The 20,370-nt window shown below is 65.5% G+C and carries 22 protein-coding genes; 19 read left to right on the top strand and 3 right to left on the bottom strand.

What is annotated here, in order from left to right; genetic code table 11:
- Window positions 1-152 precede the first annotated feature (152 nt).
- The 13 genes from cbiE (at window position 153) to cycA (ending at window position 11,991) form a co-directional block, all read left to right on the top strand.
- Window positions 153-1,364 carry a precorrin-6y C5,15-methyltransferase (decarboxylating) subunit CbiE gene (gene cbiE / locus AC3WL2_RS20545; RefSeq protein ID WP_102683981.1) on the top strand — a complete coding sequence of 404 codons (1,212 nt, stop codon included), beginning with the start codon at window positions 153-155 and terminating at the stop codon, window positions 1,362-1,364.
- Entirely contained in the window at window positions 1,357-2,451 is a 1,095-nt protein-coding gene (locus tag AC3WL2_RS20540; RefSeq protein WP_102683980.1) for a cobalt-precorrin-5B (C(1))-methyltransferase, read from the top strand. Before cbiE ends, AC3WL2_RS20540 begins: the two co-directional genes overlap by 8 nt.
- On the top strand, window positions 2,448-3,176 hold the full coding sequence (locus tag AC3WL2_RS20535) for a cobalt-precorrin-6A reductase (protein WP_102683979.1): 729 nt from the start codon (window positions 2,448-2,450) through the stop codon (window positions 3,174-3,176). Before AC3WL2_RS20540 ends, AC3WL2_RS20535 begins: the two co-directional genes overlap by 4 nt.
- A gap of 82 nt (window positions 3,177-3,258) precedes the next feature.
- Window positions 3,259-3,489: a type II toxin-antitoxin system VapB family antitoxin gene (gene vapB, locus AC3WL2_RS20530; RefSeq protein WP_011535889.1), complete on the top strand. Its 231-nt coding sequence runs from the start codon at window positions 3,259-3,261 to the stop codon at window positions 3,487-3,489.
- Window positions 3,489-3,899: a type II toxin-antitoxin system tRNA(fMet)-specific endonuclease VapC gene (vapC, locus tag AC3WL2_RS20525; RefSeq protein WP_102683978.1), complete on the top strand. Its 411-nt coding sequence runs from the start codon at window positions 3,489-3,491 to the stop codon at window positions 3,897-3,899. The genes vapB and vapC overlap by 1 nt, the downstream gene beginning before the upstream one ends.
- A gap of 72 nt (window positions 3,900-3,971) precedes the next feature.
- The gene (locus AC3WL2_RS20520) at window positions 3,972-4,409 is read left to right on the top strand and encodes an NfeD family protein (protein ID WP_102683977.1); all 438 of its coding nucleotides are present in this window, start codon (window positions 3,972-3,974) and stop codon (window positions 4,407-4,409) included.
- 27 nt (window positions 4,410-4,436) lie between these two features.
- Complete coding sequence (locus tag AC3WL2_RS20515; RefSeq protein ID WP_023631114.1) at window positions 4,437-5,291, top strand: SPFH domain-containing protein; 855 nt, start codon at window positions 4,437-4,439, stop codon at window positions 5,289-5,291.
- Window positions 5,292-5,402: 111 nt separating this feature from the next.
- Window positions 5,403-5,792, top strand: a complete 390-nt coding sequence (locus AC3WL2_RS20510) for a DUF2946 domain-containing protein (protein ID WP_031315367.1) — start codon at window positions 5,403-5,405, stop codon at window positions 5,790-5,792.
- Window positions 5,793-5,839: 47 nt separating this feature from the next.
- On the top strand, window positions 5,840-6,325 hold the full coding sequence (locus AC3WL2_RS20505; protein ID WP_102683976.1) for a copper chaperone PCu(A)C: 486 nt from the start codon (window positions 5,840-5,842) through the stop codon (window positions 6,323-6,325).
- Between the two features lie 20 nt (window positions 6,326-6,345).
- A complete protein-coding gene (locus tag AC3WL2_RS20500) occupies window positions 6,346-6,771 on the top strand; it encodes a DUF2946 domain-containing protein (RefSeq protein ID WP_102683975.1) in 426 nt (141 codons plus the stop codon).
- Between the two features lie 69 nt (window positions 6,772-6,840).
- Window positions 6,841-8,907, top strand: coding sequence for a TonB-dependent copper receptor (locus tag AC3WL2_RS20495; RefSeq protein ID WP_102683974.1), 2,067 nt, complete (start codon window positions 6,841-6,843; stop codon window positions 8,905-8,907).
- Window positions 8,908-8,965: 58 nt separating this feature from the next.
- Entirely contained in the window at window positions 8,966-10,330 is a 1,365-nt protein-coding gene (locus AC3WL2_RS20490; RefSeq protein WP_102683973.1) for a PepSY-associated TM helix domain-containing protein, read from the top strand.
- A 245-nt stretch (window positions 10,331-10,575) separates the two neighbouring features.
- Entirely contained in the window at window positions 10,576-11,991 is a 1,416-nt protein-coding gene (gene cycA / locus AC3WL2_RS20485; protein WP_094012234.1) for a D-serine/D-alanine/glycine transporter, read from the top strand.
- A gap of 86 nt (window positions 11,992-12,077) precedes the next feature.
- On the opposite strand, the gene AC3WL2_RS20480 is transcribed toward cycA, so the two are convergent.
- Complete coding sequence (locus AC3WL2_RS20480) at window positions 12,078-12,377, bottom strand: hypothetical protein (RefSeq protein WP_102683972.1); 300 nt, start codon at window positions 12,375-12,377, stop codon at window positions 12,078-12,080.
- 508 nt (window positions 12,378-12,885) lie between these two features.
- Between AC3WL2_RS20480 and urtA the strand changes: the two genes are divergently transcribed.
- From urtA to AC3WL2_RS20450, 6 genes are all read left to right on the top strand, one after another.
- Window positions 12,886-14,151 (top strand): urea ABC transporter substrate-binding protein, encoded by a 1,266-nt coding sequence (gene urtA / locus AC3WL2_RS20475; RefSeq protein ID WP_102683971.1) that lies wholly within the window; start codon window positions 12,886-12,888, stop codon window positions 14,149-14,151.
- Window positions 14,152-14,263: 112 nt separating this feature from the next.
- Window positions 14,264-15,751 (top strand): urea ABC transporter permease subunit UrtB, encoded by a 1,488-nt coding sequence (urtB, locus tag AC3WL2_RS20470; RefSeq protein ID WP_102683970.1) that lies wholly within the window; start codon window positions 14,264-14,266, stop codon window positions 15,749-15,751.
- On the top strand, window positions 15,751-16,830 hold the full coding sequence (urtC, locus tag AC3WL2_RS20465; RefSeq protein ID WP_102683969.1) for an urea ABC transporter permease subunit UrtC: 1,080 nt from the start codon (window positions 15,751-15,753) through the stop codon (window positions 16,828-16,830). The genes urtB and urtC overlap by 1 nt, the downstream gene beginning before the upstream one ends.
- A complete protein-coding gene (gene urtD, locus AC3WL2_RS20460) occupies window positions 16,827-17,654 on the top strand; it encodes an urea ABC transporter ATP-binding protein UrtD (protein WP_102683968.1) in 828 nt (275 codons plus the stop codon). The genes urtC and urtD overlap by 4 nt, the downstream gene beginning before the upstream one ends.
- Before the next feature lie 19 nt (window positions 17,655-17,673).
- A complete protein-coding gene (urtE, locus tag AC3WL2_RS20455) occupies window positions 17,674-18,372 on the top strand; it encodes an urea ABC transporter ATP-binding subunit UrtE (protein WP_102683967.1) in 699 nt (232 codons plus the stop codon).
- Between the two features lie 31 nt (window positions 18,373-18,403).
- Window positions 18,404-18,916, top strand: coding sequence for a GNAT family N-acetyltransferase (locus tag AC3WL2_RS20450; protein ID WP_102683966.1), 513 nt, complete (start codon window positions 18,404-18,406; stop codon window positions 18,914-18,916).
- Window positions 18,917-18,949: 33 nt separating this feature from the next.
- On the opposite strand, the gene AC3WL2_RS20445 is transcribed toward AC3WL2_RS20450, so the two are convergent.
- On the bottom strand, window positions 18,950-19,255 hold the full coding sequence (locus tag AC3WL2_RS20445; RefSeq protein WP_023630087.1) for a chaperone modulator CbpM: 306 nt from the start codon (window positions 19,253-19,255) through the stop codon (window positions 18,950-18,952).
- A 2-nt stretch (window positions 19,256-19,257) separates the two neighbouring features.
- Entirely contained in the window at window positions 19,258-20,217 is a 960-nt protein-coding gene (cbpA, locus tag AC3WL2_RS20440) for a curved DNA-binding protein (protein ID WP_102683965.1), read from the bottom strand.
- Window positions 20,218-20,370: the final 153 nt, after the last annotated feature.

Genomic DNA, 20,370 nt, shown 5'->3' with positions numbered 1-20,370 from the left:
ACTTCGGGGGGCAGGGGCGGCGTCAAGGGGGCATCCGGCAATCGTGAAAGTGCGCTTCAGTGTAGAAGGCGCGGTATTATGCCTGCTTTGTCCGGCGGCATGAAAAACCGGTGGTCGAACGCCCCGCGATCAATGAACGGTATGAGGAACAGATGGCCCCCTGGCTGACAGTAATAGGCATCGGCGAAGACGGCTTCAGCGGCCTGGGCAAACAGGCCCGGCGCGCCCTGCTAGCGGCCACGCGCATCATCGGTGCCCCGCGCCAGCTGGCCCTGTTGCCCCGCTGTGTGACCGCCGAGCAACTGCACTGGCCCAGCCCCTTCTCCCTGGCCCCGATCCTGGCCCTGCGCGGTGAGCCGGTATGCGTATTGGCCAGCGGCGACCCGATGTTTTACGGCGTCGGCGCCAGCCTGGCGCGCCAGCTGCCCGCCGAGGAACTGCAAGTGCTGCCGATGCCCTCCTCCTGCGCCCTGGCCGCCGCCCGCCTGGGCTGGCCGCTGCAGGACGTGCAGGTGGTCTCGGTGGTCGCCCGCCCGCTGGCGGCGCTCAATGCCCACCTGTACAGCGGCATGCGCCTGCTGGTGCTGAGCAACGACGAAGGCAGCCCGGCGGCCATTGCCGCGCAGCTGCGCGAACGTGGCTTCGGCCCCAGCCGTCTCCAGGTGCTCGAACACCTCGGCGGCCCACAGGAACGAACGCTGAGCGGCACCGCCGACGATTGGCCACATAACGGCATCGCCCCGCTCAACCTGGTCGCCATCGAATGCCAGGCCTCGCCTGATACCCCACGCCTGCCTCGCGTGGCCGGCCTGCCTGACAGCGCCTTCCGTCACGACGGCCAGCTGACCAAGCGCGACGTGCGAGCGATTACCCTGGCCCGCCTGGCACCGCAACCAGGCGAACTGCTGTGGGACGTAGGCGCCGGTTGCGGCTCCATCGGCATCGAATGGATGCGCGCCCACCCCAGCTGCCGCACCCTTGCGATCGAGGCGGACGAAGGCCGCCAGGGCTACATCGAACACAACCGCGACACCCTCGGCGTGCCCGGCCTGCAATTGATCCGCGGCAAAGCACCCGAAGCATTGGCCGGGCTGGAACGCCCGGACGCGATCTTCATCGGCGGCGGCGTCACCCGCGAAGGCGTGCTCGACCTGTGCTGGGAGCGCCTGCTGCCGGGCGGACGCCTGGTTGCCAACGCTGTCACGCTGCAAAGCGAGGTCGCCCTGGGGCAATTTCGCGACCAGCATGGCGGCGAGCTGACCCGTATCCATATCGCCCACACCCAGCCGCTGGGCAGTTTCGACACCTGGCGCCAGGCCCTGCCGATCACTTTGCTCGACGTGGTGAAACCCGTCGATGCGTGAAGAAACCCGCGAACAGCCCGCGCCCCTGCGCAGCGGCCTGACCACCGGCAGCTGCGCCACCGCCACCAGCCTGGCGGCGGCGCGCCTGCTGCTGACCGGGCAGCACAACGACGCGGTGCACATCACCCTGCCCAAGGGCAAGGTGGTGGAGATGCGCCTGGAGTTCTGCCATCTCAACGGCGAGACCGCCGAAGCCGGCACCCTGAAAGATGCCGGCGACGACCCCGATGTCACCCATGGCGCCCTGCTCTACAGCCAGGTGCGCCTGCTGGCCGAGCCCGGCATTCGCTTTGTCGCCGGGCAAGGCGTGGGGACCGTGACCCGCCCGGGCCTGGTGCTGGGCGTCGGCGAGCCGGCGATCAACCCGGTACCGCGCAGGATGATCGGCCACCACCTGCAACAGTTGGCCAGCGAATGCGGCTATGGCGGCGGTTTCGAAGTCACGGTCAATGTCCAGGACGGCGAGTCGCTGGCGCTGAAGACCATGAACCCGCGCCTGGGCATCCTCGGCGGGCTGTCGATCCTCGGTACCAGCGGCATCGTCCGGCCGTTTTCCTGCTCGGCCTACATCGCCTCGATCCACCAGGGCATCGACGTCGCTCACACCAACGGCTATACGCACATCGCCGCCTGCACCGGCAACGCCAGCGAAGACACCATGCGCCGGGTCTACAACCTGCCGGAGATCGCCCTGATCGAGATGGGCGACTTCGTCGGCGCCGTGCTCAAGCACCTGCGCAAGGTGCCGGTGCCGCGCCTCACGCTATGCGGTGGCTTCGGCAAGATCAGCAAGCTGGCGGCCGGGCACATGGACCTGCACAGCCGCCATTCGAGCATCGACCTGCCGCAGCTGGCGGGCTGGGCGGCGGCCATTGGCGCCGATACCACCCTGCAACAGGCCATCGTCAGCGCCAACACCAGCCAGCAAGCGCTGGCCCTGGCCCATGCCGCCGGTATCGCCCTGGGCGACGAGGTCTGCCGTCACGCCCTGCTCTTCACCCGCAGCGTGGTGCCTGCCCAGGTGCAGGTCGAAGTGTTCGCCATCGATCGCCAGGGCGGCATCGTCGGCAAGGCGGGCGTGGCATGAACGGGCGGATCCTGCTGCTTGGCGGTGTCACCGAGGCCCTGGCCATCGCTCGCCAGTTGGGGCCGCAGCATGTCTACAGCCTCGCTGGCATCGGCCGTATTCCCCAGGACCTGACCTGCCAGGTGCGAGTCGGCGGCTATGGCGGCGCCGAAGGCCTGGCCGAGTACCTGCGCGCCGAAGGCATCGACCTGCTGATCGACGCCACCCATCCCTATGCCGCGCAGATCAGCCGCAACGCCGCCCTCGCCGCACGCAGCGCTGGCATTCCCTGCTGGGCCCTGCGCCGCCCGGCGTGGCAGGCGCAGCCCGGCGATGACTGGCGCGAAGTCGAGGACTGGGCCGGGTTGATCGAGGCACTGGCCCCGTTCGAGCGCCCCTTGTTCACCCTTGGCCGCGAACCCCTGCAACATCTGGACGAAATCCCCCCACACCAGTTCTGGACCCTGCGCGCCCTCGAAGCGTGTCCCGACAATGAACGCTGTGAGGTGATCGGTGCGCGCGGACCATTCCTCATCGACGATGAGCGTGCCCTGTTCGAACGTCGACGGATCGACGTGCTGGTGAGCAAGAACAGTGGCAGTGGCGCCACCGAACCGAAGCTGGAGGTAGCGCGGGAACGCGGGGTACCGGTGCTGGTGCTCAAGCGGCCGATGCTGCCGAATGTGGATCGGGAGCTCGAGAATCCTGGGCTGATCCTGGATGCGCTCGGCCTGATCGACACCTGAGCCGAGAACGTATATCCCATTGACATATACATCATGGGAATTAAACTCCGGACATACAATTGCGCTTTCAAGGAGGCACATCATGGAGCAAGGTGCAGTCTTCAAAAGCAACCGCAGCCAGGCTATCCGCATGCCAAAAGCCCTCGCCCTCCCAGAAGACGTCACTCGCGTGGACATCGTCGCGGTCGGGCGTTCGCGCATCATCTCGCCCGCCGGCGAAAGCTGGGACAGTTGGTTCGAGGGTGACGATGTGAGTGCGGACTTCATGGCTAGCAGGGAGCAACCGGCCGACCAGGAGCGCGAAGGATTCTGATGCTCAGGTACATGCTCGACACCAACATCTGCATTTTCACCATCAAGAACAAACCACAGACGGTGCGCGAGGCGTTCAACCGCCATCATGGCCAACTGGCCATCAGCACGGTAACCCTGATGGAGTTGATCTATGGCGCGGAAAAGTCAGCCACGCCAGCGCGTAATCTGGCCATTGTCGAGGGATTCGCCGCACGCCTCGATGTACTCGATTACGACATCCAGGGCGCTGCTCATACCGCGCAACTGCGAGCGGAACTGGCCAAGGCCGGTACTCCCATCGGCCCCTATGACCGAATGATCGCCGGCCACGCCCGCGCCCGTGGCCTCACCCTGGTGACCAATAACCTACGCGAGTTCCAGCGTGTACCCGGGCTGCGTGTGGAGGACTGGGTGACACCACCACGCTGACCGTCGCGAGATGGCCCAGTGCCTTGATCCTGCCTTACAATCACCTTCCCTCTTCTGGAAGGCTCCACCCATATGGAAATGCAATGGTGGATCTGGCTCGTCTTCGGCGTGGCCCTGATCCTGCTGGAACTGGTGCTCCCCACCTTCTTCATTCTCTGGTTCGGCATCGGTGCCGTGCTGGTGTCGTTCATTTCGCTGCTTGCTCCCGGCCTGCAACTCGATATGCAGGGCCTGCTGTGGGTGGTGCTCTCATCGATCACCACCGCCCTCTGGTTCAAGGTGTTCCGGCGCAAGAAGCCGGACGTGCGCTGGACCGCCGACAGCGTGATCGGCGAAGTCGGCCTGCTGACCAGCGCCGTGTCGCAGTTCCAGAAAGGCCGCGTGCGCTTCCAGAAGCCGATCCTCGGCAACGAGGAATGGACCTGCGTTGCCGACAGCGACATCCCCGCCGGCGAGCGTGTGCGCCTGGCCGCCATCGAAGGCAACACCGCCCGGGTCACCCGGGCCTGAATCCGCACTAAAAGGAAGTTCGCAAGCATGACCAGCCTCATCGTCGTCGCCACCCTCGCTGTATTCGTCCTGATCACCGTGTTCAAGGGCGTGCGCATCGTGCCCCAGGGCGAGGAATGGATCGTCGAACGCCTGGGCCGCTACCACAGCACCCTCAAGCCCGGCCTGAACATCGTCATTCCGTACATGGACGTGGTCGCCTACCGCCTGCCGACCAAGGACATCATCCTCGACGTGCAGCAACAGGAGATCATCACCAAGGACAACGCGGTGATCGTCGCCAACGCCCTGTGCTTCGCCAAGGTGGTCGACCCACAGAAAGCCTCGTACGGCGTGCAAAACTTCTCGTTCGCCGTCACCAGCCTGACCATGACCTCGCTGCGCGCCATCGTCGGCGCCATGGACCTGGACGAGGCGCTGTCCAGCCGCGAGCAGATCAAGGCGCGCCTGCGCGAGGCGATGTCCGAGCAGACCGAAGACTGGGGCGTGACCGTGCGCTCGGTGGAGATCCAGGACATCAAGCCGTCGCCGAGCATGCAGACTGCCATGGAGCGTCAGGCCGCCGCCGAGCGTGAACGTAAAGCCGACGTGACCCGCGCCGAGGGCAACAAGCAGGCGGCGATTCTCGAGGCCGAAGCGCGCCTGCAGGCGGCCAAGCTGGATGCCGAGGCCCAGGTGAACCTGGCCGAAGCGTCGGCGCGGGCGATTACCCTGGTCAAGGAAGCCGTGGGTAGCGAGACCGTACCGGCCATGTACCTGCTAGGTGAGCGTTACATTGGCGCGATGGAGAACCTGGCGGCCAGCGACAATTCGAAAGTCGTGGTGCTGCCGGCTGACCTGCAGGAAACCGTGCGCGGCCTGATGGGGCGCGGCAAGGCCTGATATCACCTGGGGCTGCTGTGCAGCCCCAGGTGCGGCACTTCACCGCACCCCGGCTTTTTTACCTATACTCCGCCGTACAATAGCCATCACGATTCCTGACCGGATCTCTCCATGCCCCCACGTCGGCACATTGCCTGGATAGCCTGCCTTGCAGTGCTGTTCAACCTGCTGGCCATGCCGCTGTCCTCTGCCGCGCCCAAGGGCCCGGCCGAACAGCTGCTGTGGGGGGCTTTCTGCTCCAGCATGGCCAACAAGGCCAAGGTCGATGTCCAGGCCCTGGCCAAGATCGACCTGGGGCAGCAAAGCGACGACAGCGCCAGCATGATGAACTGCTGGTGCTGCCTGGGTGCAGCGCCACTGCTGGCCTTGCCCAGCTACCCGCCACAGTTGCACAACCCGCCGCTTCTGATCGCCGGGCACCTGCCGCACCTCGCCGACTACCAGCCCACGCCGCGCCAGCTCTGGCCCGCGCTCAATCCCCGTGCCTCTCCGTTGGTCTGAGTTCACTACGCTGTCCTTCAGAACCTGAACAGACCGGAGACTCACCCATGCTCAAGCAAGCCCTCGTCCTGGCCGCCCTGCTGCTGCCCGGCGCCTACGCCAACGCCCACGAGTACAGCGTCGGCGACCTGCACATCGCCCACCCCTGGTCGCTGGAGCTGCCGCCGAACGCGCCCAACGTCGCCGCCTACTTTGTCGTGCACAACAACGGCAAGGCCGATGACCGCCTGCTTTCGGTGAAAAGCCCCGTCACCGACGACGCCCAGTTGCACGAGCATGTGATGAGCGCCGCCGGCGCCATGAAGATGCAACATGTGCCCAGCGTGTTGGTCCCGGCCGGCAAGGATGTGGTGTTCGCCCCCAGCGCCTACCACGTGATGATCATGCAGCCCAAGGACCGCAGCCTGCTCACCGACGGCAAGCGCTTCCCGCTGACCCTGCACTTCGAGAAAGCCGGTGACGTCACGGTCGACGTCGCGGTGCAGAAGCAGCCGCCAGCCGAGCAGGCCGCAGTGCACGAACACACGCACTGACCGACTGACAGGCGCTCGCCATGAGCCTGCCGCGCTACAGCTCCGCCCGCAGCACCCGCCCTGATCGCAGGCGCGTCGGTGGCGGCTGGCTGAGCCTGTTCGCCATGTGGATGATCTTCATCGGCCCGCTGGTTTCCCAGTCGATGCCGATGGAGCACCACGCCGGCATGGCCATGCCCATGGACATGTCGATGAGCATGCCCATGGCCCACGACGAGCACCATGGCCACGGCAACGATGGCCAGCTGCATGTCATGTGGGAGAAGTGCGGCTACTGCAGCCTGCTGTTCAACTGCCCCGCCCTGCCCCAGACCCTCAGCCCGCTGACAGCGGGCAGCCAGATCCCCCCTGTCCACCTCACCAATGCCACGCGCCAGGGCCATGCCCGGCAGGCTGTATTCCCCGGCGCCCGCAGCCGCGCGCCGCCCCGTTCGATCGTCGCCTGAACACAACGCGATAAACGCCCGAAGCCAGGAGGCTTCGCGCTGACTCATGACTGATCGACTGGAATCATTATGTCCGGCTGCACCCCTGTTTTTGCCCTTTCTCTGCGTGGGACCATCGCCGTACTGTGCGGCTCGCTGCTCGCGCCACTGGCCTTTGCCGTCGAAACCGGCCATGAAGGCCACATCCACGACACGGCCGAGCTGAGCCCGACGGTGATCACCGCCATCGCCCCCAGCTCGCCGCTGACCGTGGTCACCAACCCCAAGGACCCGCGCCAGCCCGTGCCGGCCAGCGATGGCGGCGACTACCTCAAGACCATCCCCGGTTTCTCGGTGATCCGCGCTGGCGGCACCAACGGCGACCCGGTGCTGCGCGGCATGTTCGGCTCGCGCCTGAACATCCTCACCAACGGCGGCATGATGCTCGGCGCCTGCCCAGGCCGCATGGACGCCCCGACCTCGTACATCTCCCCGGAAACCTACGACCGCCTCACCGTGATCAAGGGCCCGCAAAGCGTGATCTGGGGTCCGGGCGGTTCGGCCGGTACCATCCTCTTCGAGCGTGACCCGGAGAAATTCGGCGAGCTCGGCAGCCGGGTCAACGGCAGCGTGCTGGCCGGCTCCAACGGCCGCTTCGACAAAGTGCTAGACGCTGCGGCCGGCAACCAGCTCGGCTATGTGCGCTTCGTCGGCAACCAGTCGCACTCGGACGACTTCGAAGACGGCAACGGCGACACCGTGCCTTCGCGCTGGGACAAGTGGAACGGCGATGTCAGCCTCGGCTGGACCCCGGACGCCGACACCCTGCTCGAGCTGACCGCCGGCAAGGGCGACGGCGAGGCCCGCTCCGCCGGGCGTGGCATGGACGGTTCGCAGTTCAAGCGTGAAAGCCTGGGGCTGCGCTTCGAGAAGTCCAACCTCGGCGAGGTGCTCGACAAGGTCGAGGCGCAGGTCTACTACAACTACGCCGACCACGTGATGGACAACTACACCCTGCGCACCCCGTCGGGCAGCGGCATGATGGGCATGCCCATGGTCAGCAACGTCGACCGCCGCACCCTGGGTGCGCGGATCAAAGCCACCTGGCGCTGGGCTGACGTGCAACTGATCAGCGGCATCGACGCGCAGACCAACGAGCACCGCCAGCGTGGCGGCATGGGGGTCAACGCGCACAAGGGCCAGCCCTGGACCAAGGATGCCGACTTCCACAACTACGGCGCCTTCGGCGAGCTCACCTGGTATGCGACCGGCGAGGACCGTCTGATCACCGGCGCCCGCCTGGACCGCGCCTCAGCCCGCGACTTCCGCAAGGGCAGCGCCACCGAGGGCGACACCCGCGCCGACACGCTGCCCAGCGGTTTCGTGCGCTACGAGCATGACCTGGCGGCGATCCCCGCTACCACCTACATCGGCCTCGGCCACACCCAGCGCTTCCCCGATTACTGGGAGCTGTTCTCGCCCAAGCGCGCCCCGGCCGGCTCGGTGAATGCCTTCGACGGCATCAAGCCGGAGAAAACCACCCAGCTCGACTTCGGCATCCAGTATCGCGACGAGCGTCTGGAAGCCTGGGCATCGGGCTATGTTGGCCAGATCCGCGACTACATCCTGTTCGACTACCAACGCAACATGATGGGCAACCTCACCTCCCAGGCGCAGAACATCGACGCCCGCATCATGGGCGGCGAACTGGGCGCGGCCTACAAGCTGACCGAGAACTGGAAGGCCGACGCCACGCTCGCCTACGCTTGGGGCAAGAACAGCAGTGATGGCAAGGCGCTACCGCAAATGCCGCCCTTGGAAAGCCGCCTGGGCCTGACCTACAGCCGCGACACCTGGAGCGTCGGCGCCCTGTGGCGCCTGGTGGCCGAGCAGAACCGCATCGCCCAGAACCAGGGCAACGTGGTCGGCAAGGACTACGACAAAAGTGCCGGCTTCGGCGTGTTCTCGCTCAACGGTGCCTACAAGGTGAACAACAACCTCAAGCTCAGCGCGGGCGTCGACAACCTGTTCGACAAGGCCTACGCCGAGCACCTGAACCTGGCCGGGAACGCCGGGTTCGGCTACCCGGCCAACAGTACCCAGCCGGTCAACGAGCCAGGCAGGACCTTCTGGACCAAGGTCGACTTCAGCTTCTGACAACAACAAACGGGCGCGGGGCCTGACCGCGCCCACTTAAGGTCTACGGGAGGCTCCCATGAGCAAACCAAACGTTTCCTTCTACAACCTTGCGTGGCGCTGGCATTTCTATGCCGGCCTGTTCGTGGCGCCGTTCATGATCCTGCTGGCGCTTACCGGGATCGTCTACCTGTTCAAGCCGCAGCTCGACCCGTTGATGTATCGCGAACTGATGGTGGTCGAGGCCGGCCATCACCGGCAAAGCGCAGACACCCTGCTGGCCAACGTGCGCCAGGCTTATCCCCAGGGGCAGGTGGGCCAGTACCTGCCCGCGATCAACGCCGAGCGCAGCGCGCAGTTCGTGGTGCATGACGGTGGTCGCGAACTGAATGTCTTCGTCGACCCGTACAGCGGCAAGGTGTTGGGCGAGCAGGATGGCAAGCAGAACCTGCAGGCCATCGCCCGCGCCCTGCATGGCGAACTGATGGTCGGCACGGTCGGTGACCGGCTGGTGGAACTGGCGGCCGGCTGGGGCATTGTCCTGGTTGTGTCCGGCCTCTATCTCTGGTGGCCACGCGGGCGCAGCGGCGCGGGCGTGCTGTGGCCACGTTTCAGCGCGCGCGGCCGCTTGCTGTGGCGCGACCTGCATGCCGTTACCGGCTTCTGGGGTTCGGCCCTGCTGCTGTTGATGCTGCTCAGCGGCATGACCTGGGCCGGGCTGTGGGGCAAGCAGTACGCCGACCTGTGGAACCGCTTCCCGGCGGCCATGTGGAACGACGTGCCGAAGTCCGATAAAGAAGCGCGCGACCTCAACAGCGCCCACCGCCAGACCGTGCCGTGGGCGATGGAGAACACGCCGATGCCGGTGTCCGGCGCCCATGCCGAGCATGCCGGGCACCACATGATGGATCACGCCCCGGCGGCGCCGCAGGTGAGCCTGCAGCAGGTCGAGGAGGTCGCCACCCTGCGCAAGGTCGAACCGGGCTACAGCATCACCCTGCCGACCACGGCCGACGGTGTGTTCACCATCGCAGTGTTCGCCGACGATCCGCGCAACGACGCAACCTTGCATGTCGACCAGTACACCGGCCAAGTACTGGCCGACGTGCGCTGGCAGGACTACAGCCCGGTGGCCCGCGCCACGGAGCTGGGGGTGATGCTGCACGAAGGGAAGATGTTCGGGCCGTTGAACCAGCTCGTCATCCTGCTGGTATGCCTGATGATCCTGCTGGGTTCGGTAAGCGGGCTGGTGATGTGGTGGAAGCGCAAACCGGCCGGTGGGCTCGGCGTGCCGCCGCTGCGCCATGACCTACCGCGCTGGAAGACGGCGGTGGGGGTGATGCTGTTGCTGGGCGTCGCCTTCCCGCTGGTGGGGTTGTCCATGGTGGTGATGTGGGTGGTGGATAGCCTGGTGGTGCGGCAACGGGCCTTGGCCCGGGCCTGAGCCTTGCTTGGCTGTTCCGGCCTGATCGCCGACAAGCCGGCTCCCACAAGGGTGGATGCGATCCCTGTGGGAGCCGGCTTGCCGGCGATTAGGCCAGCCCATGCAACCATTGACTCCAGTCATGTCGAGCACCGCGCCGTACCGCCAAGATCGTGCCGATCTGCCACACCCGCGATTGGAACGCGACGTGATAGCCTACTCGGCTTTCGCTCACAAAAAGACTGACCCTCAATGGAATGCAGCCTATGACCCGGACCTCCCAGACACCCTCCGAAGAGCAGCACCTGCAACGCAACCTGACCAACCGCCACATCCAGCTCATCGCCATTGGCGGCGCCATCGGCACCGGCCTGTTCATGGGCTCGGGCAAAACCATCAGCCTGGCCGGCCCGTCGATCATCTTCGTGTACATGATCATCGGCTTCATGCTGTTTTTCGTCATGCGCGCCATGGGCGAGCTGCTGCTGTCGAACCTCAACTACAAGTCGTTCATCGATTTCTCCGCCGACCTGCTCGGCCCCTGGGCCGGCTACTTCACCGGCTGGACCTACTGGTTCTGCTGGGTGGTCACCGGCATCGCCGACGTGGTCGCCATTGCTGCCTACACGCAATTCTGGTTCCCCGACCTGCCGCAGTGGATACCGGCGCTGAGCTGCGTGGCCCTGCTGCTGTCGCTGAACCTGGTGACGGTGAAGATGTTCGGCGAAATGGAATTCTGGTTCGCCCTGATCAAGATCATCGCCATCATGGGCCTGGTCGCCACCGGCCTGTACATGGTCATCACCGGCTTCCAGTCGCCGAGCGGGCACACCGCCACCCTGACCAACCTGTGGAATGACGGCGGCATGTTCCCCAACGGCCTGCTGGGCTTCTTCGCCGGCTTCCAGATCGCCGTGTTCGCCTTCGTCGGCATCGAACTGGTGGGCACCACCGCCGCCGAAGCGAAGAACCCCGAGCGCACCCTGCCGCGGGCGATCAACTCGATCCCGATCCGTATCATCGTGTTCTACGTGCTGGCGCTGATCGCCATCATGGCCGTGACCCCATGGCGCGACGTGGTGCCGGGCAAGAGCCCGTTCGTCGAGCTGTTCGTGCTGGCCGGCCTGCCAGCGGCGGCGAGCATCATCAACTTCGTGGTACTGACCTCGGCGGCCTCGTCGGCCAACAGCGGCGTGTTCTCCACCAGCCGCATGCTGTTCGGCCTGGCCCAGGAGGGCGATGCGCCCAAGGCGTTCGAGAAACTCTCGCGCCGCGCGGTGCCGGCCAACGGCCTGTACTTCTCCTGCACCTGCCTGCTGCTGGGCGCGGTGCTGATCTACCTGGTACCCAATGTGATCGAAGCCTTCACCCTGGTGACGACGGTGTCGGCGGTGCTGTTCATGTTCGTCTGGACGCTGATCCTGCTGTCGTACCTGAGCTACCGCAAACAGCGCGCGGCGCTGCATGAGCAATCCACCTACAAGATGCCCGGCGGGCGCTTCATGTGCTACGTGTGTCTGGTGTTCTTCGCCGGCATCCTGGTGCTGCTGAGCCTGGAGGCCGACACCCGCTCGGCGCTGGTGGTGACACCTATCTGGTTCGTCATCCTGGCGGTGACCTATCAGTTTGTGCGTAGCAGGCGTCAGCCGCGTACCGCCGTGCGTGGGGCGTCGAACAACTGATCCTGAACCCATCGCGGGGCAAGCCCGCTCCCACGCCTGCCGTGTGAGGTCGGCGTGGGAGCGGGCTTGCCCCGCGATGAGGCCCGCTAGCCTTGCTCCAACCCTTCAAGCACGGCTTCGGCCAGCGCCAGGCCTTTCTCCAGCGAGTTCTCCGTCGCCGTCAGCAAACTGCGCAACGGATCTGCGGCCTTCTCCAATGCCGCGGCATTGGTCTCATAGGCCGCCTTCAACGCCGCCACGGCGCACACCAGCGCATCCTCGCTATCGACCCCGGCCTGTACCGAGAGCATCGGCGCGTGGGCGTGATTGCAGGTGCCAAAGTGGGAACTGGCGGTGACCGGACGTGATTTGCGCGGGGTGAGGTTGACCAGCGATTCCTGGTTCATGGCTGCACCTCTCGATGAAAGGTGGCGATCTCGATAAATACGAACGGTGGATCTGGAACGATCTTCTTGAGCATGGTGCATCTCCTTGCGGCTCTCCGTAATGACGCTCCGCACCCACACGCCAATATGGGTGGACGGAGCCGTGCGGGTTGGCGTGCCGGACAGAGAGAGCCGGTGAGCCCGAAGGCTCCCACACACGGCTCCGCCCATAACGGGTGCAGCCATGCAGGACACTTTTGAAAGTGCCCGCTCTCTGTATCCGGGACGCCAATCCCGAACCGCAGAAACTACTGCGGTGCGGCACGGTACTCAAGTACCGCTTATGTGTCAAAAGTGTTCATCGCCCCCGGCCCCAATCCTGTGCAGGCCTGTGCAGCAAGCACCATCCTGGCCCCTCCCCGCGCCCCGATTCGTCGCACAGCCGCTCTATCACGCACCTTCCAACGCCCGGCACAGCCTTTGCAATCTCCGACCTGGCCAACCCCCACCATCACATCGGAGTGAGCACATGAAGCGACGCAGTCTGATCAAGGCCTTCACCCTCAGCGCATCGGTCGCCGCGATGGGCCTGAGCTGGAGCATCCAGGCCGCCGAGACCATCAAGGTCGGCATCCTGCATTCGCTGTCCGGGACCATGGCCATTTCCGAGACTTCGCTCAAGGACATGGCGCTGATGACCATCGACGAGATCAACGCCAAGGGTGGCGTGAACGGCAAGATGCTCGAACCGGTGGTGGTCGACCCGGCGTCCAACTGGCCGCTGTTCGCTGAAAAGAGCCGCCAGCTGCTGACCCAGGACAAGGTCGCGGTGGTGTTCGGCTGCTGGACCTCGGTGTCGCGCAAGTCGGTGCTGCCAGTGTTCGAAGAGCTCAACGGCCTGCTGTTCTACCCGGTGCAGTACGAGGGTGAAGAGATGTCGCCGAACGTGTTCTACACCGGTGCGGCGCCCAACCAGCAGGCGATCCCGGCGGTGGAATACCTGATGAGCGAAGACGGCGGCAGCGCCAAGCGCTTCTTCCTGCTGGGCACCGACTACGTCTACCCGCGCACCACCAACAAGATCCTGCGCGCTTTCCTGCACAGCAAAGGCGTGGCCGACAAGGACATCGAAGAGGTGTACACGCCGTTCGGCCACGCCGATTACCAGACCATCGTTGCCAACATCAAGAAGTTCTCCGCCGGCGGCAAGACGGCAGTGATTTCCACGGTCAACGGCGACTCCAACGTACCGTTCTACAAAGAACTGGCCAACCAGGGCCTGAAGGCCACCGACGTACCGGTGGTGGCCTTCTCGGTGGGCGAAGAAGAGCTGCGCGGCATCGACACCAAACCGTTGGTGGGGCACCTGGCCGCGTGGAACTACTTCGAGTCGGTGGATAACCCGGTGAACCAGAAGTTCGTCGCCGACTGGAAGGCCTACGCCAAGGCCAAGGGCCTGCCAGGCGCTGACAAGGCGGTGACCAACGACCCGATGGAAGCCACCTACGTGGGCATCCACATGTGGGCGCAGGCCGCCGAGAAAGCCAAGTCCACAGACGTCGACAAAGTGCGTGAAGCATTAGCCGGGCAGAGCTTCAAGGCACCGTCGGGCTTCACCCTGACCATGGACAAGACCAACCACCACCTGCACAAGCCGGTGATGATCGGCGAGATCCAGGATGACGGGCAGTTCAGTGTGGTGTGGGAAACCGAGCAGCCGCTGCGGGCGCAGCCTTGGAGCCCGTTCATTCCGGGGAATGACAAGCGGCCGGATTATGCGGTGAAGGGCAACTGACGCTATCGCGGGGCAAGCCCGCTCCCACGCCGCCCCCATCATCTGACGAGATCGGCGTGGGAGCGGGCTTGCCCCGCGATGAATCCACTGCCGATTTTCCAGGACGCCTCGCATGCTCAGACTCCTGCTGACATTACTGCTGCTACTGCCCCTGGCCACCCAAGCCAGCGAGGGCGAATTCTTCCTCAGCGCCAAGCCCGCCGAACAGGCGCGCCTGCTCGAAACTTGGGCCGCGCAACCCGACGCCGCACGCCTGCCGCTACTGGACAACCTGCGCCAGGGCCGCATCGCCGAAAACGACACGCGCAAACTGCGCCTGAACAACCGCCTGCGCGGCCTGATCGACAACGCCCTGGCCAGCCATCAGTTACTCAGCGACCAGACCAACGTGCGCCTGGCCGCCGCCCAGCAACTGCAAAAAAGCGCGCAACCCGCGCAAATGGCCTTCCTCGACCGGCGCTTCGCCAGCGAACCCGACGCCGCCGTGCACGCTGCCCTCGGCCTGGCCCTGGCCAACCTGCAACTGGGCGCCAACGAGCCCGCGGTACGCCTGGCCGCCGTGCGCCTGCTCGGCGAAACCGGCGACCCGCTGGCCCGCACCCGCCTCGAAGCGCTACTACAACCCGGCGCCGAACCCGACGCCGCCGTGCGCACCGCAGCCGAAACCAGCCTGGCCCAGGTACAGCGCAAGCTGCTGGTCGGCGAGCTGCTCGGCCAGGCCTTCAGTGGCCTGTCGCTGGGTTCGATCCTGCTGCTGGCCGCGCTGGGCCTGGCGATCACCTTCGGCCTGCTCGGGGTGATCAACATGGCTCACGGCGAGATGCTGATGCTCGGCGCCTACAGCACCTACATGGTTCAGGTGCTGCTGCAGCGCTACGCTCCGAGTGCCATCGAGTTCTACCCGTTGATCGCCCTGCCGGTGGCATTCGCCGTCAGCGCAGGGGTCGGCATGGCCCTGGAGCGCACGGTGATCCGCCACCTGTATGGCCGCCCGTTGGAAACCCTGTTGGCCACCTGGGGCATCAGCCTGATCCTGATCCAGGCCGTGCGCCTGCTCTTCGGCGCGCAAAACGTCGAGGTGAGCAACCCGGCCTGGCTGTCCGGCGGCGTCCAGGTGCTGCCCAACCTGGTGCTGCCGTACAACCGCCTGGTGATCATCGGCTTCGCCCTCGCCGTGGTGCTGCTCACCTGGCTGCTGCTCAACCGCACACGGCTGGGCCTGAACGTGCGCGCGGTCACCCAGAACCGCAACATGGCAGCCTGCTGCGGGGTGTCCACCGGGCGCGTGGACATGCTCGCCTTCGGCCTCGGCTCGGGCATCGCCGGGCTCGGCGGCGTGGCCCTGAGCCAGGTCGGCAACGTCGGCCCGGACCTGGGCCAGAGCTACATCATCGACTCGTTCCTGGTGGTGGTGCTCGGCGGCGCCGGGCAGCTGGCCGGCAGCCTGTGGGCGGCCTTCGGGCTGGGCATCGCCAACAAACTGCTGGAGCCGCAGATCGGTGCGGTGCTGGGCAAGATCCTCATCCTTGCGCTGATCATTCTGTTCATCCAGAAGCGCCCGCAAGGCCTGTTCGCCCTCAAGGGACGGGTAATCGACTGATGAACCAGCCATTGATTGTCACTGCTACGCGCAAGGCCGGCACCCGGGTGTCGCTGGCCGTCGGCGCCGTTGTCGTCCTGGTACTGCTGGCCCTGCCGCTGCTGTCGCTGCTGCCCGACGGGCAGGCCTTGCAGGTCTCGGCCTATACCCTGACCCTGGTCGGCAAGATTCTTTGCTACGCCATCGTCGCCCTGGCCCTGGACCTGGTGTGGGGCTACGCCGGGTTGCTGTCGCTGGGCCACGGCCTGTTCTTTGCCGTTGGCGGCTATGCCATGGGCATGTACCTGATGCGCCAGGCGGCCGGTGATGGTCTGCCGGGCTTCATGGCCTTCCTGTCTTGGAGCGAGCTGCCCTGGTACTGGGCCGGCACCCAGCACTTCGCCTGGGCGCTGTGCCTGATCGTGCTGGCACCGGGGCTGCTGGCGCTGGTGTTCGGCTTCTTCGCCTTCCGCTCGCGGATCAAGGGTGTGTACTTCTCGATCATGACCCAGGCCCTGACCTTTGCCGGGATGCTGCTGTTCTTTCGCAACGAGACCGGCTTTGGCGGCAACAACGGCTTCACCAGCTTCCGCACCATCCTCGGTTTCGACATCGCCGCCCAGGGCACCCGGGCGGTGCTGTTCCTGCTGACAGTCGGTCTGCTGCTGGCCAGCCTGTACCTGTGCTGGCGCCTGACCCAGAGCAAGTTCGGGCGCCTGCTCACTGCCGTGCGCGACGCCGAGAACCGCCTGATGTTCTGCGGCTACGACCCACGCGGCTTCAAGCTGCTGGTGTGGGTGCTCAGCGCCGTGCTGTGCGGCCTGGCCGGGGCGCTGTACGTGCCGCAGGTGGGCATCATCAACCCCAGCGAGATGTCACCGACCAACTCCATCGAGGCCGCCGTGTGGGTGGCACTCGGCGGGCGCGGCACGTTGATCGGGCCGCTGCTCGGCGCCGGCCTGGTCAATGGCATGAAGAGCTGGTTCACCGTGGCGTTCCCCGAGTTCTGGCTGTTCTTCCTCGGCGCGCTGTTCATCCTCGTCACCCTTTACCTGCCCAAGGGCGTGGTCGGCCTGCTGAAGAAAAGGAGCCAGCCATGAGAAGCGTGCCCCCGGTGCACCCGGAATTCATGCTGGAACCGATCTTCGACCAGGTCGGCAGCGGTCGCGAAGCCATCGGCCTGGGCCGGCGTCGCGAGGCCGGGCTGGACACCCGCCACGGCACGGTGTTGAGCCTGGAAGGCATCAGCGTCAGCTTCGATGGCTTCAAGGCGCTCAACGACCTCAACCTGTACATCGGCGTCGGTGAACTGCGCTGCATCATCGGCCCCAACGGCGCCGGCAAGACCACGATGATGGACGTGATCACCGGCAAGACCCGCCCCGATTCGGGTACCGCGTTTTTCGGCGACACCCTCGACCTGACCCGCATGAGCGAATGCCAGATCGCCCAGGCCGGCATCGGCCGCAAGTTCCAGAAGCCCACGGTGTTCGAGGCGTTGACGGTGTTCGAGAACCTGGAGCTGGCGCTCAAGGCCGACAAGTCGGTGTGGGCCAGCCTGCTGGCACGCTTGAGCGGCGCGCAGCGCCAGCGCATCGACGAGGTGCTGACCACCTTGCGGCTGCTGCCCCTGGCCCAGCGCCAGGCGGGGTTGTTGTCCCACGGGCAGAAGCAGTTCCTGGAGATCGGCATGCTGCTGGTGCAGGAGCCGAAGCTGCTGCTGCTCGACGAGCCGGTGGCGGGGATGACCGATGCCGAGACCGAGTTCACCGCCGAGCTGTTCCGCTCGCTGGCGGGCCGGCATTCGCTGATGGTGGTGGAGCATGACATGGGCTTCGTCGGCAGCATTGCCGACCATGTGACGGTGCTGCATCAGGGGAGTGTGCTGGCCGAAGGGTCGCTGGCGCAGGTGCAGGCGAGGTAAAAACCAACAGGGACATGACATGCTGAAAATCGACACCCTGCACCAGTACTACGGCGGCAGCCACATCCTGCGCGGCCTGTCCTTCGAGGCCAAGGTCGGCGAGGTCACCTGCCTGCTGGGCCGCAACGGCGTGGGCAAGACCACCCTGCTGCGCTGCCTGATGGGCCTGCTGCCAGCCCGCGAGGGCCACGTGGAATGGGAAGGCAAGCCGATCACCACGCTCAAGCCCCAGCAACGGGTCCAGGCCGGTATCGCCTACGTGCCCCAGGGCCGCGAGATCTTCCCGCGCCTGACTGTCGAGGAAAACCTGCTGATGGGCCTGTCGCGCTTCCCCGCCCGCGAGGCACGGGATGTGCCGGCCTTCATCTACGAACTGTTCCCGGTGCTGGAGCAGATGAAACAACGCCGTGGCGGCGACCTCTCTGGCGGCCAGCAGCAACAGTTGGCCATCGGCCGCGCCCTGGCCAGCCGCCCGCGCCTGTTGATCCTCGACGAACCTACCGAAGGCATCCAGCCGTCGGTGATCAAGGAGATCGGCGCGGTGATCCGCAAGCTCGCCGACCGTGGCGACATGGCCATCCTGCTGGTGGAGCAGTTCTACGATTTCGCCGAGGAACTGGCCGACCAGTACCTGGTCATGGCCCGCGGCGAGATCGTCCAGCGCGGCCGCGGCGAAAACATGCAGGCTGAAGGTGTGCGCGGCCTGGTTACCATTTAATCTGCAACCACTTCCCTTGCGAGACGCTGTCATGAGTTACCAGATCCACGACGCCCTGATCGACGACGTGCCGGGCATCCTCGACATCTACAACGACGCCGTGGCCAACACCACGGCGATCTGGAACGAAACCCCGGTGGACCTGGCCAATCGCCTGGCCTGGTTCGAGGCCCGCGCGCAGCAGGGTTATCCAATCCTGGTCGCGGTGGATGACAGCGGCGTGCTGGGTTACGCCTCGTTCGGCGACTGGCGCCCCTTCGAGGGCTTCCGCCATACGGTCGAACATTCGGTGTACATCCGTGCAGACCAGCGCGGCAAAGGTCTGGGCCCGGTGCTGATGGAAGCGCTGGTCGAACGGGCCAGGGGCTGTGGCAAGCATGTGATGGTCGCCGCCATCGAGAGCGGCAATGCCGCGTCGGTGCGCCTGCACGAGCGGTTGGGGTTCGTGGTGACCGGGCAGATGCCGCAGGTAGGGGTGAAGTTCGGCCGGTGGCTGGACCTGACCTTCATGCAATTGATGCTCGATCCTGGGGCACAGCCGTGAAGCCCGAGGGGCCGCCGTGCGGCCCCACAACGTTTACATCTGGGTAAACCGGCCCAACCGTTGGCGCAGCATGTGGTTCTCGCTGCGCAACTGCTGGACCTCTTCCAGCAGCTCAAGCGCCAGGGCCACCCCTTCCCACTCCAGCTCCAGCTGATCATGCAGCTTCACCGCACGCTTGAGGGTGACCGGCGCGCGGTCGTCGAACACCCATTCCTCCGGCGTTCGCCCCGAAGGTTCAACGATGCCGTGCTCGACGATCTCGATCACGCAATCGGCCGTGAGGTCGGCTTCCTGGCAAAGGGTACGCATGTCCAGTTGAACGATCAGGGTGCTGCTCATGATCACTTACTCCATTGAGTCCTCGGGTTGAACGCGGCTTTCTCGGAGAGCTGGGTCCACAATGCGCGCGCTGCGTCATCGGATTGGGCAGGCATCACTACCTTCAGCTGGGCGTACAGGTCGCCGCGCTCGCCCTGCTTGTTCAACAGGCCCATGCCCTTGACCCGCAGGCGCTGGCCGCTCTGGCTGTCGGGACGGATGGTCAGGTTGATCTTGCCGGTCAAAGTCGGCACGGCCACCTTGGCGCCGAGTGCCGCCTCCCACGGTGCCAGCGGCACGGTAATGATCAGGTCATGACCTTCGACATCGAACAACGGGTGCGGTGCCATGCGGATGGTCAGGAACAAATCGCCGTTGGCCCCGCCGCCCACGCCCGGCGCGCCCTGGCCCTTGAGGCGGATGCGCTCGCCGTCGGTCACCCCGGCGGGGATCTTCACGTTCAGGGTCTTGGTGGTGAACCCGGTGCGCTGGCCGGCAGCGTTGGTCTGCGGCACCTGGAAGCTGATCTGCTTGGATTCCTTGTTCAGGGTTTCCTCGAGGAACACCGCCAGTTCCAGTTCCACGTCCTGCCCTCGCCTGCCGGCACTGCGTTGTTGCCGGCCACCGCCGCCACCGAAGGGGTTGCCACCCCGGGCGCCGAAGATCGAGCTGAAGAAATCGGAAAAATCGCCACCTTCGAAACCACCGCCACCACCGCTGCGAGACTCCCAGCCAGGCGGCGCCTGGAACGGCCGGCCATGCTGGCCGCCGTATTTGCGGATCTCGTCGTACTCGGCGCGCTTGTCCTTGTCGCCAAGCACTTCGTAGGCCTCGTTGGCCTCCTTGAACTTGTCCTCGGCGTCACGCTCCTTGCTGACGTCGGGGTGATACTTGCGCGCGAGCTTGCGGTACGCGGCCTTGATCGCCTTGTCGTCCGCGCTCGCCTCGACGCCGAGTATCTTGTAATAGTCTTTGAAGTCCATCTATGGATCACCGATGTGAATGTACGTATTGCTACTGAAGATTGGGGTCAAGCATAGCCTTTCAAGGCTCATCCGGGGTTGCGCTATCGCAGACGACCGGTCTTGATTTAGCCGCAGAACGGCATAAACTGCGCGGCCGTTTTGCCTCCGGAA

This window comes from Pseudomonas sp. FW305-96, from assembly GCF_058783825.1.
The sequence above is the reverse complement of the archived record's forward strand: the minus strand, read 5'-3'. Positions and strand labels throughout refer to the sequence as shown.

Bases quoted from the DNA above. Each gene is read 5' to 3' on its own strand.
- AC3WL2_RS20520 (WP_102683977.1), top strand. From the start codon at position 3,972: ATGGAAATGCAATGGTGGATCTGGCTCGTCTTCGGCGTGGCCCTGATC.
- AC3WL2_RS20500 (WP_102683975.1), top strand. From the start codon at position 6,346: ATGAGCCTGCCGCGCTACAGCTCCGCCCGCAGCACCCGCCCTGATCGC.
- AC3WL2_RS20535 (WP_102683979.1), top strand. From the start codon at position 2,448: ATGAACGGGCGGATCCTGCTGCTTGGCGGTGTCACCGAGGCCCTGGCC.
- AC3WL2_RS20480 (WP_102683972.1), bottom strand. From the start codon at position 12,377: ATGAACCAGGAATCGCTGGTCAACCTCACCCCGCGCAAATCACGTCCG.
- cbiE (WP_102683981.1), top strand. From the start codon at position 153: ATGGCCCCCTGGCTGACAGTAATAGGCATCGGCGAAGACGGCTTCAGC.
- cycA (WP_094012234.1), top strand. From the start codon at position 10,576: ATGACCCGGACCTCCCAGACACCCTCCGAAGAGCAGCACCTGCAACGC.
- AC3WL2_RS20540 (WP_102683980.1), top strand. From the start codon at position 1,357: ATGCGTGAAGAAACCCGCGAACAGCCCGCGCCCCTGCGCAGCGGCCTG.
- urtA (WP_102683971.1), top strand. From the start codon at position 12,886: ATGAAGCGACGCAGTCTGATCAAGGCCTTCACCCTCAGCGCATCGGTC.
- vapB (WP_011535889.1), top strand. From the start codon at position 3,259: ATGGAGCAAGGTGCAGTCTTCAAAAGCAACCGCAGCCAGGCTATCCGC.
- AC3WL2_RS20450 (WP_102683966.1), top strand. From the start codon at position 18,404: ATGAGTTACCAGATCCACGACGCCCTGATCGACGACGTGCCGGGCATC.
- urtE (WP_102683967.1), top strand. From the start codon at position 17,674: ATGCTGAAAATCGACACCCTGCACCAGTACTACGGCGGCAGCCACATC.
- cbpA (WP_102683965.1), bottom strand. From the start codon at position 20,217: ATGGACTTCAAAGACTATTACAAGATACTCGGCGTCGAGGCGAGCGCG.
- urtC (WP_102683969.1), top strand. From the start codon at position 15,751: ATGAACCAGCCATTGATTGTCACTGCTACGCGCAAGGCCGGCACCCGG.
- vapC (WP_102683978.1), top strand. From the start codon at position 3,489: ATGCTCAGGTACATGCTCGACACCAACATCTGCATTTTCACCATCAAG.
- AC3WL2_RS20510 (WP_031315367.1), top strand. From the start codon at position 5,403: ATGCCCCCACGTCGGCACATTGCCTGGATAGCCTGCCTTGCAGTGCTG.
- AC3WL2_RS20490 (WP_102683973.1), top strand. From the start codon at position 8,966: ATGAGCAAACCAAACGTTTCCTTCTACAACCTTGCGTGGCGCTGGCAT.
- AC3WL2_RS20445 (WP_023630087.1), bottom strand. From the start codon at position 19,255: ATGAGCAGCACCCTGATCGTTCAACTGGACATGCGTACCCTTTGCCAG.
- AC3WL2_RS20515 (WP_023631114.1), top strand. From the start codon at position 4,437: ATGACCAGCCTCATCGTCGTCGCCACCCTCGCTGTATTCGTCCTGATC.
- AC3WL2_RS20505 (WP_102683976.1), top strand. From the start codon at position 5,840: ATGCTCAAGCAAGCCCTCGTCCTGGCCGCCCTGCTGCTGCCCGGCGCC.
- urtB (WP_102683970.1), top strand. From the start codon at position 14,264: ATGCTCAGACTCCTGCTGACATTACTGCTGCTACTGCCCCTGGCCACC.
- AC3WL2_RS20495 (WP_102683974.1), top strand. From the start codon at position 6,841: ATGTCCGGCTGCACCCCTGTTTTTGCCCTTTCTCTGCGTGGGACCATC.
- urtD (WP_102683968.1), top strand. From the start codon at position 16,827: ATGAGAAGCGTGCCCCCGGTGCACCCGGAATTCATGCTGGAACCGATC.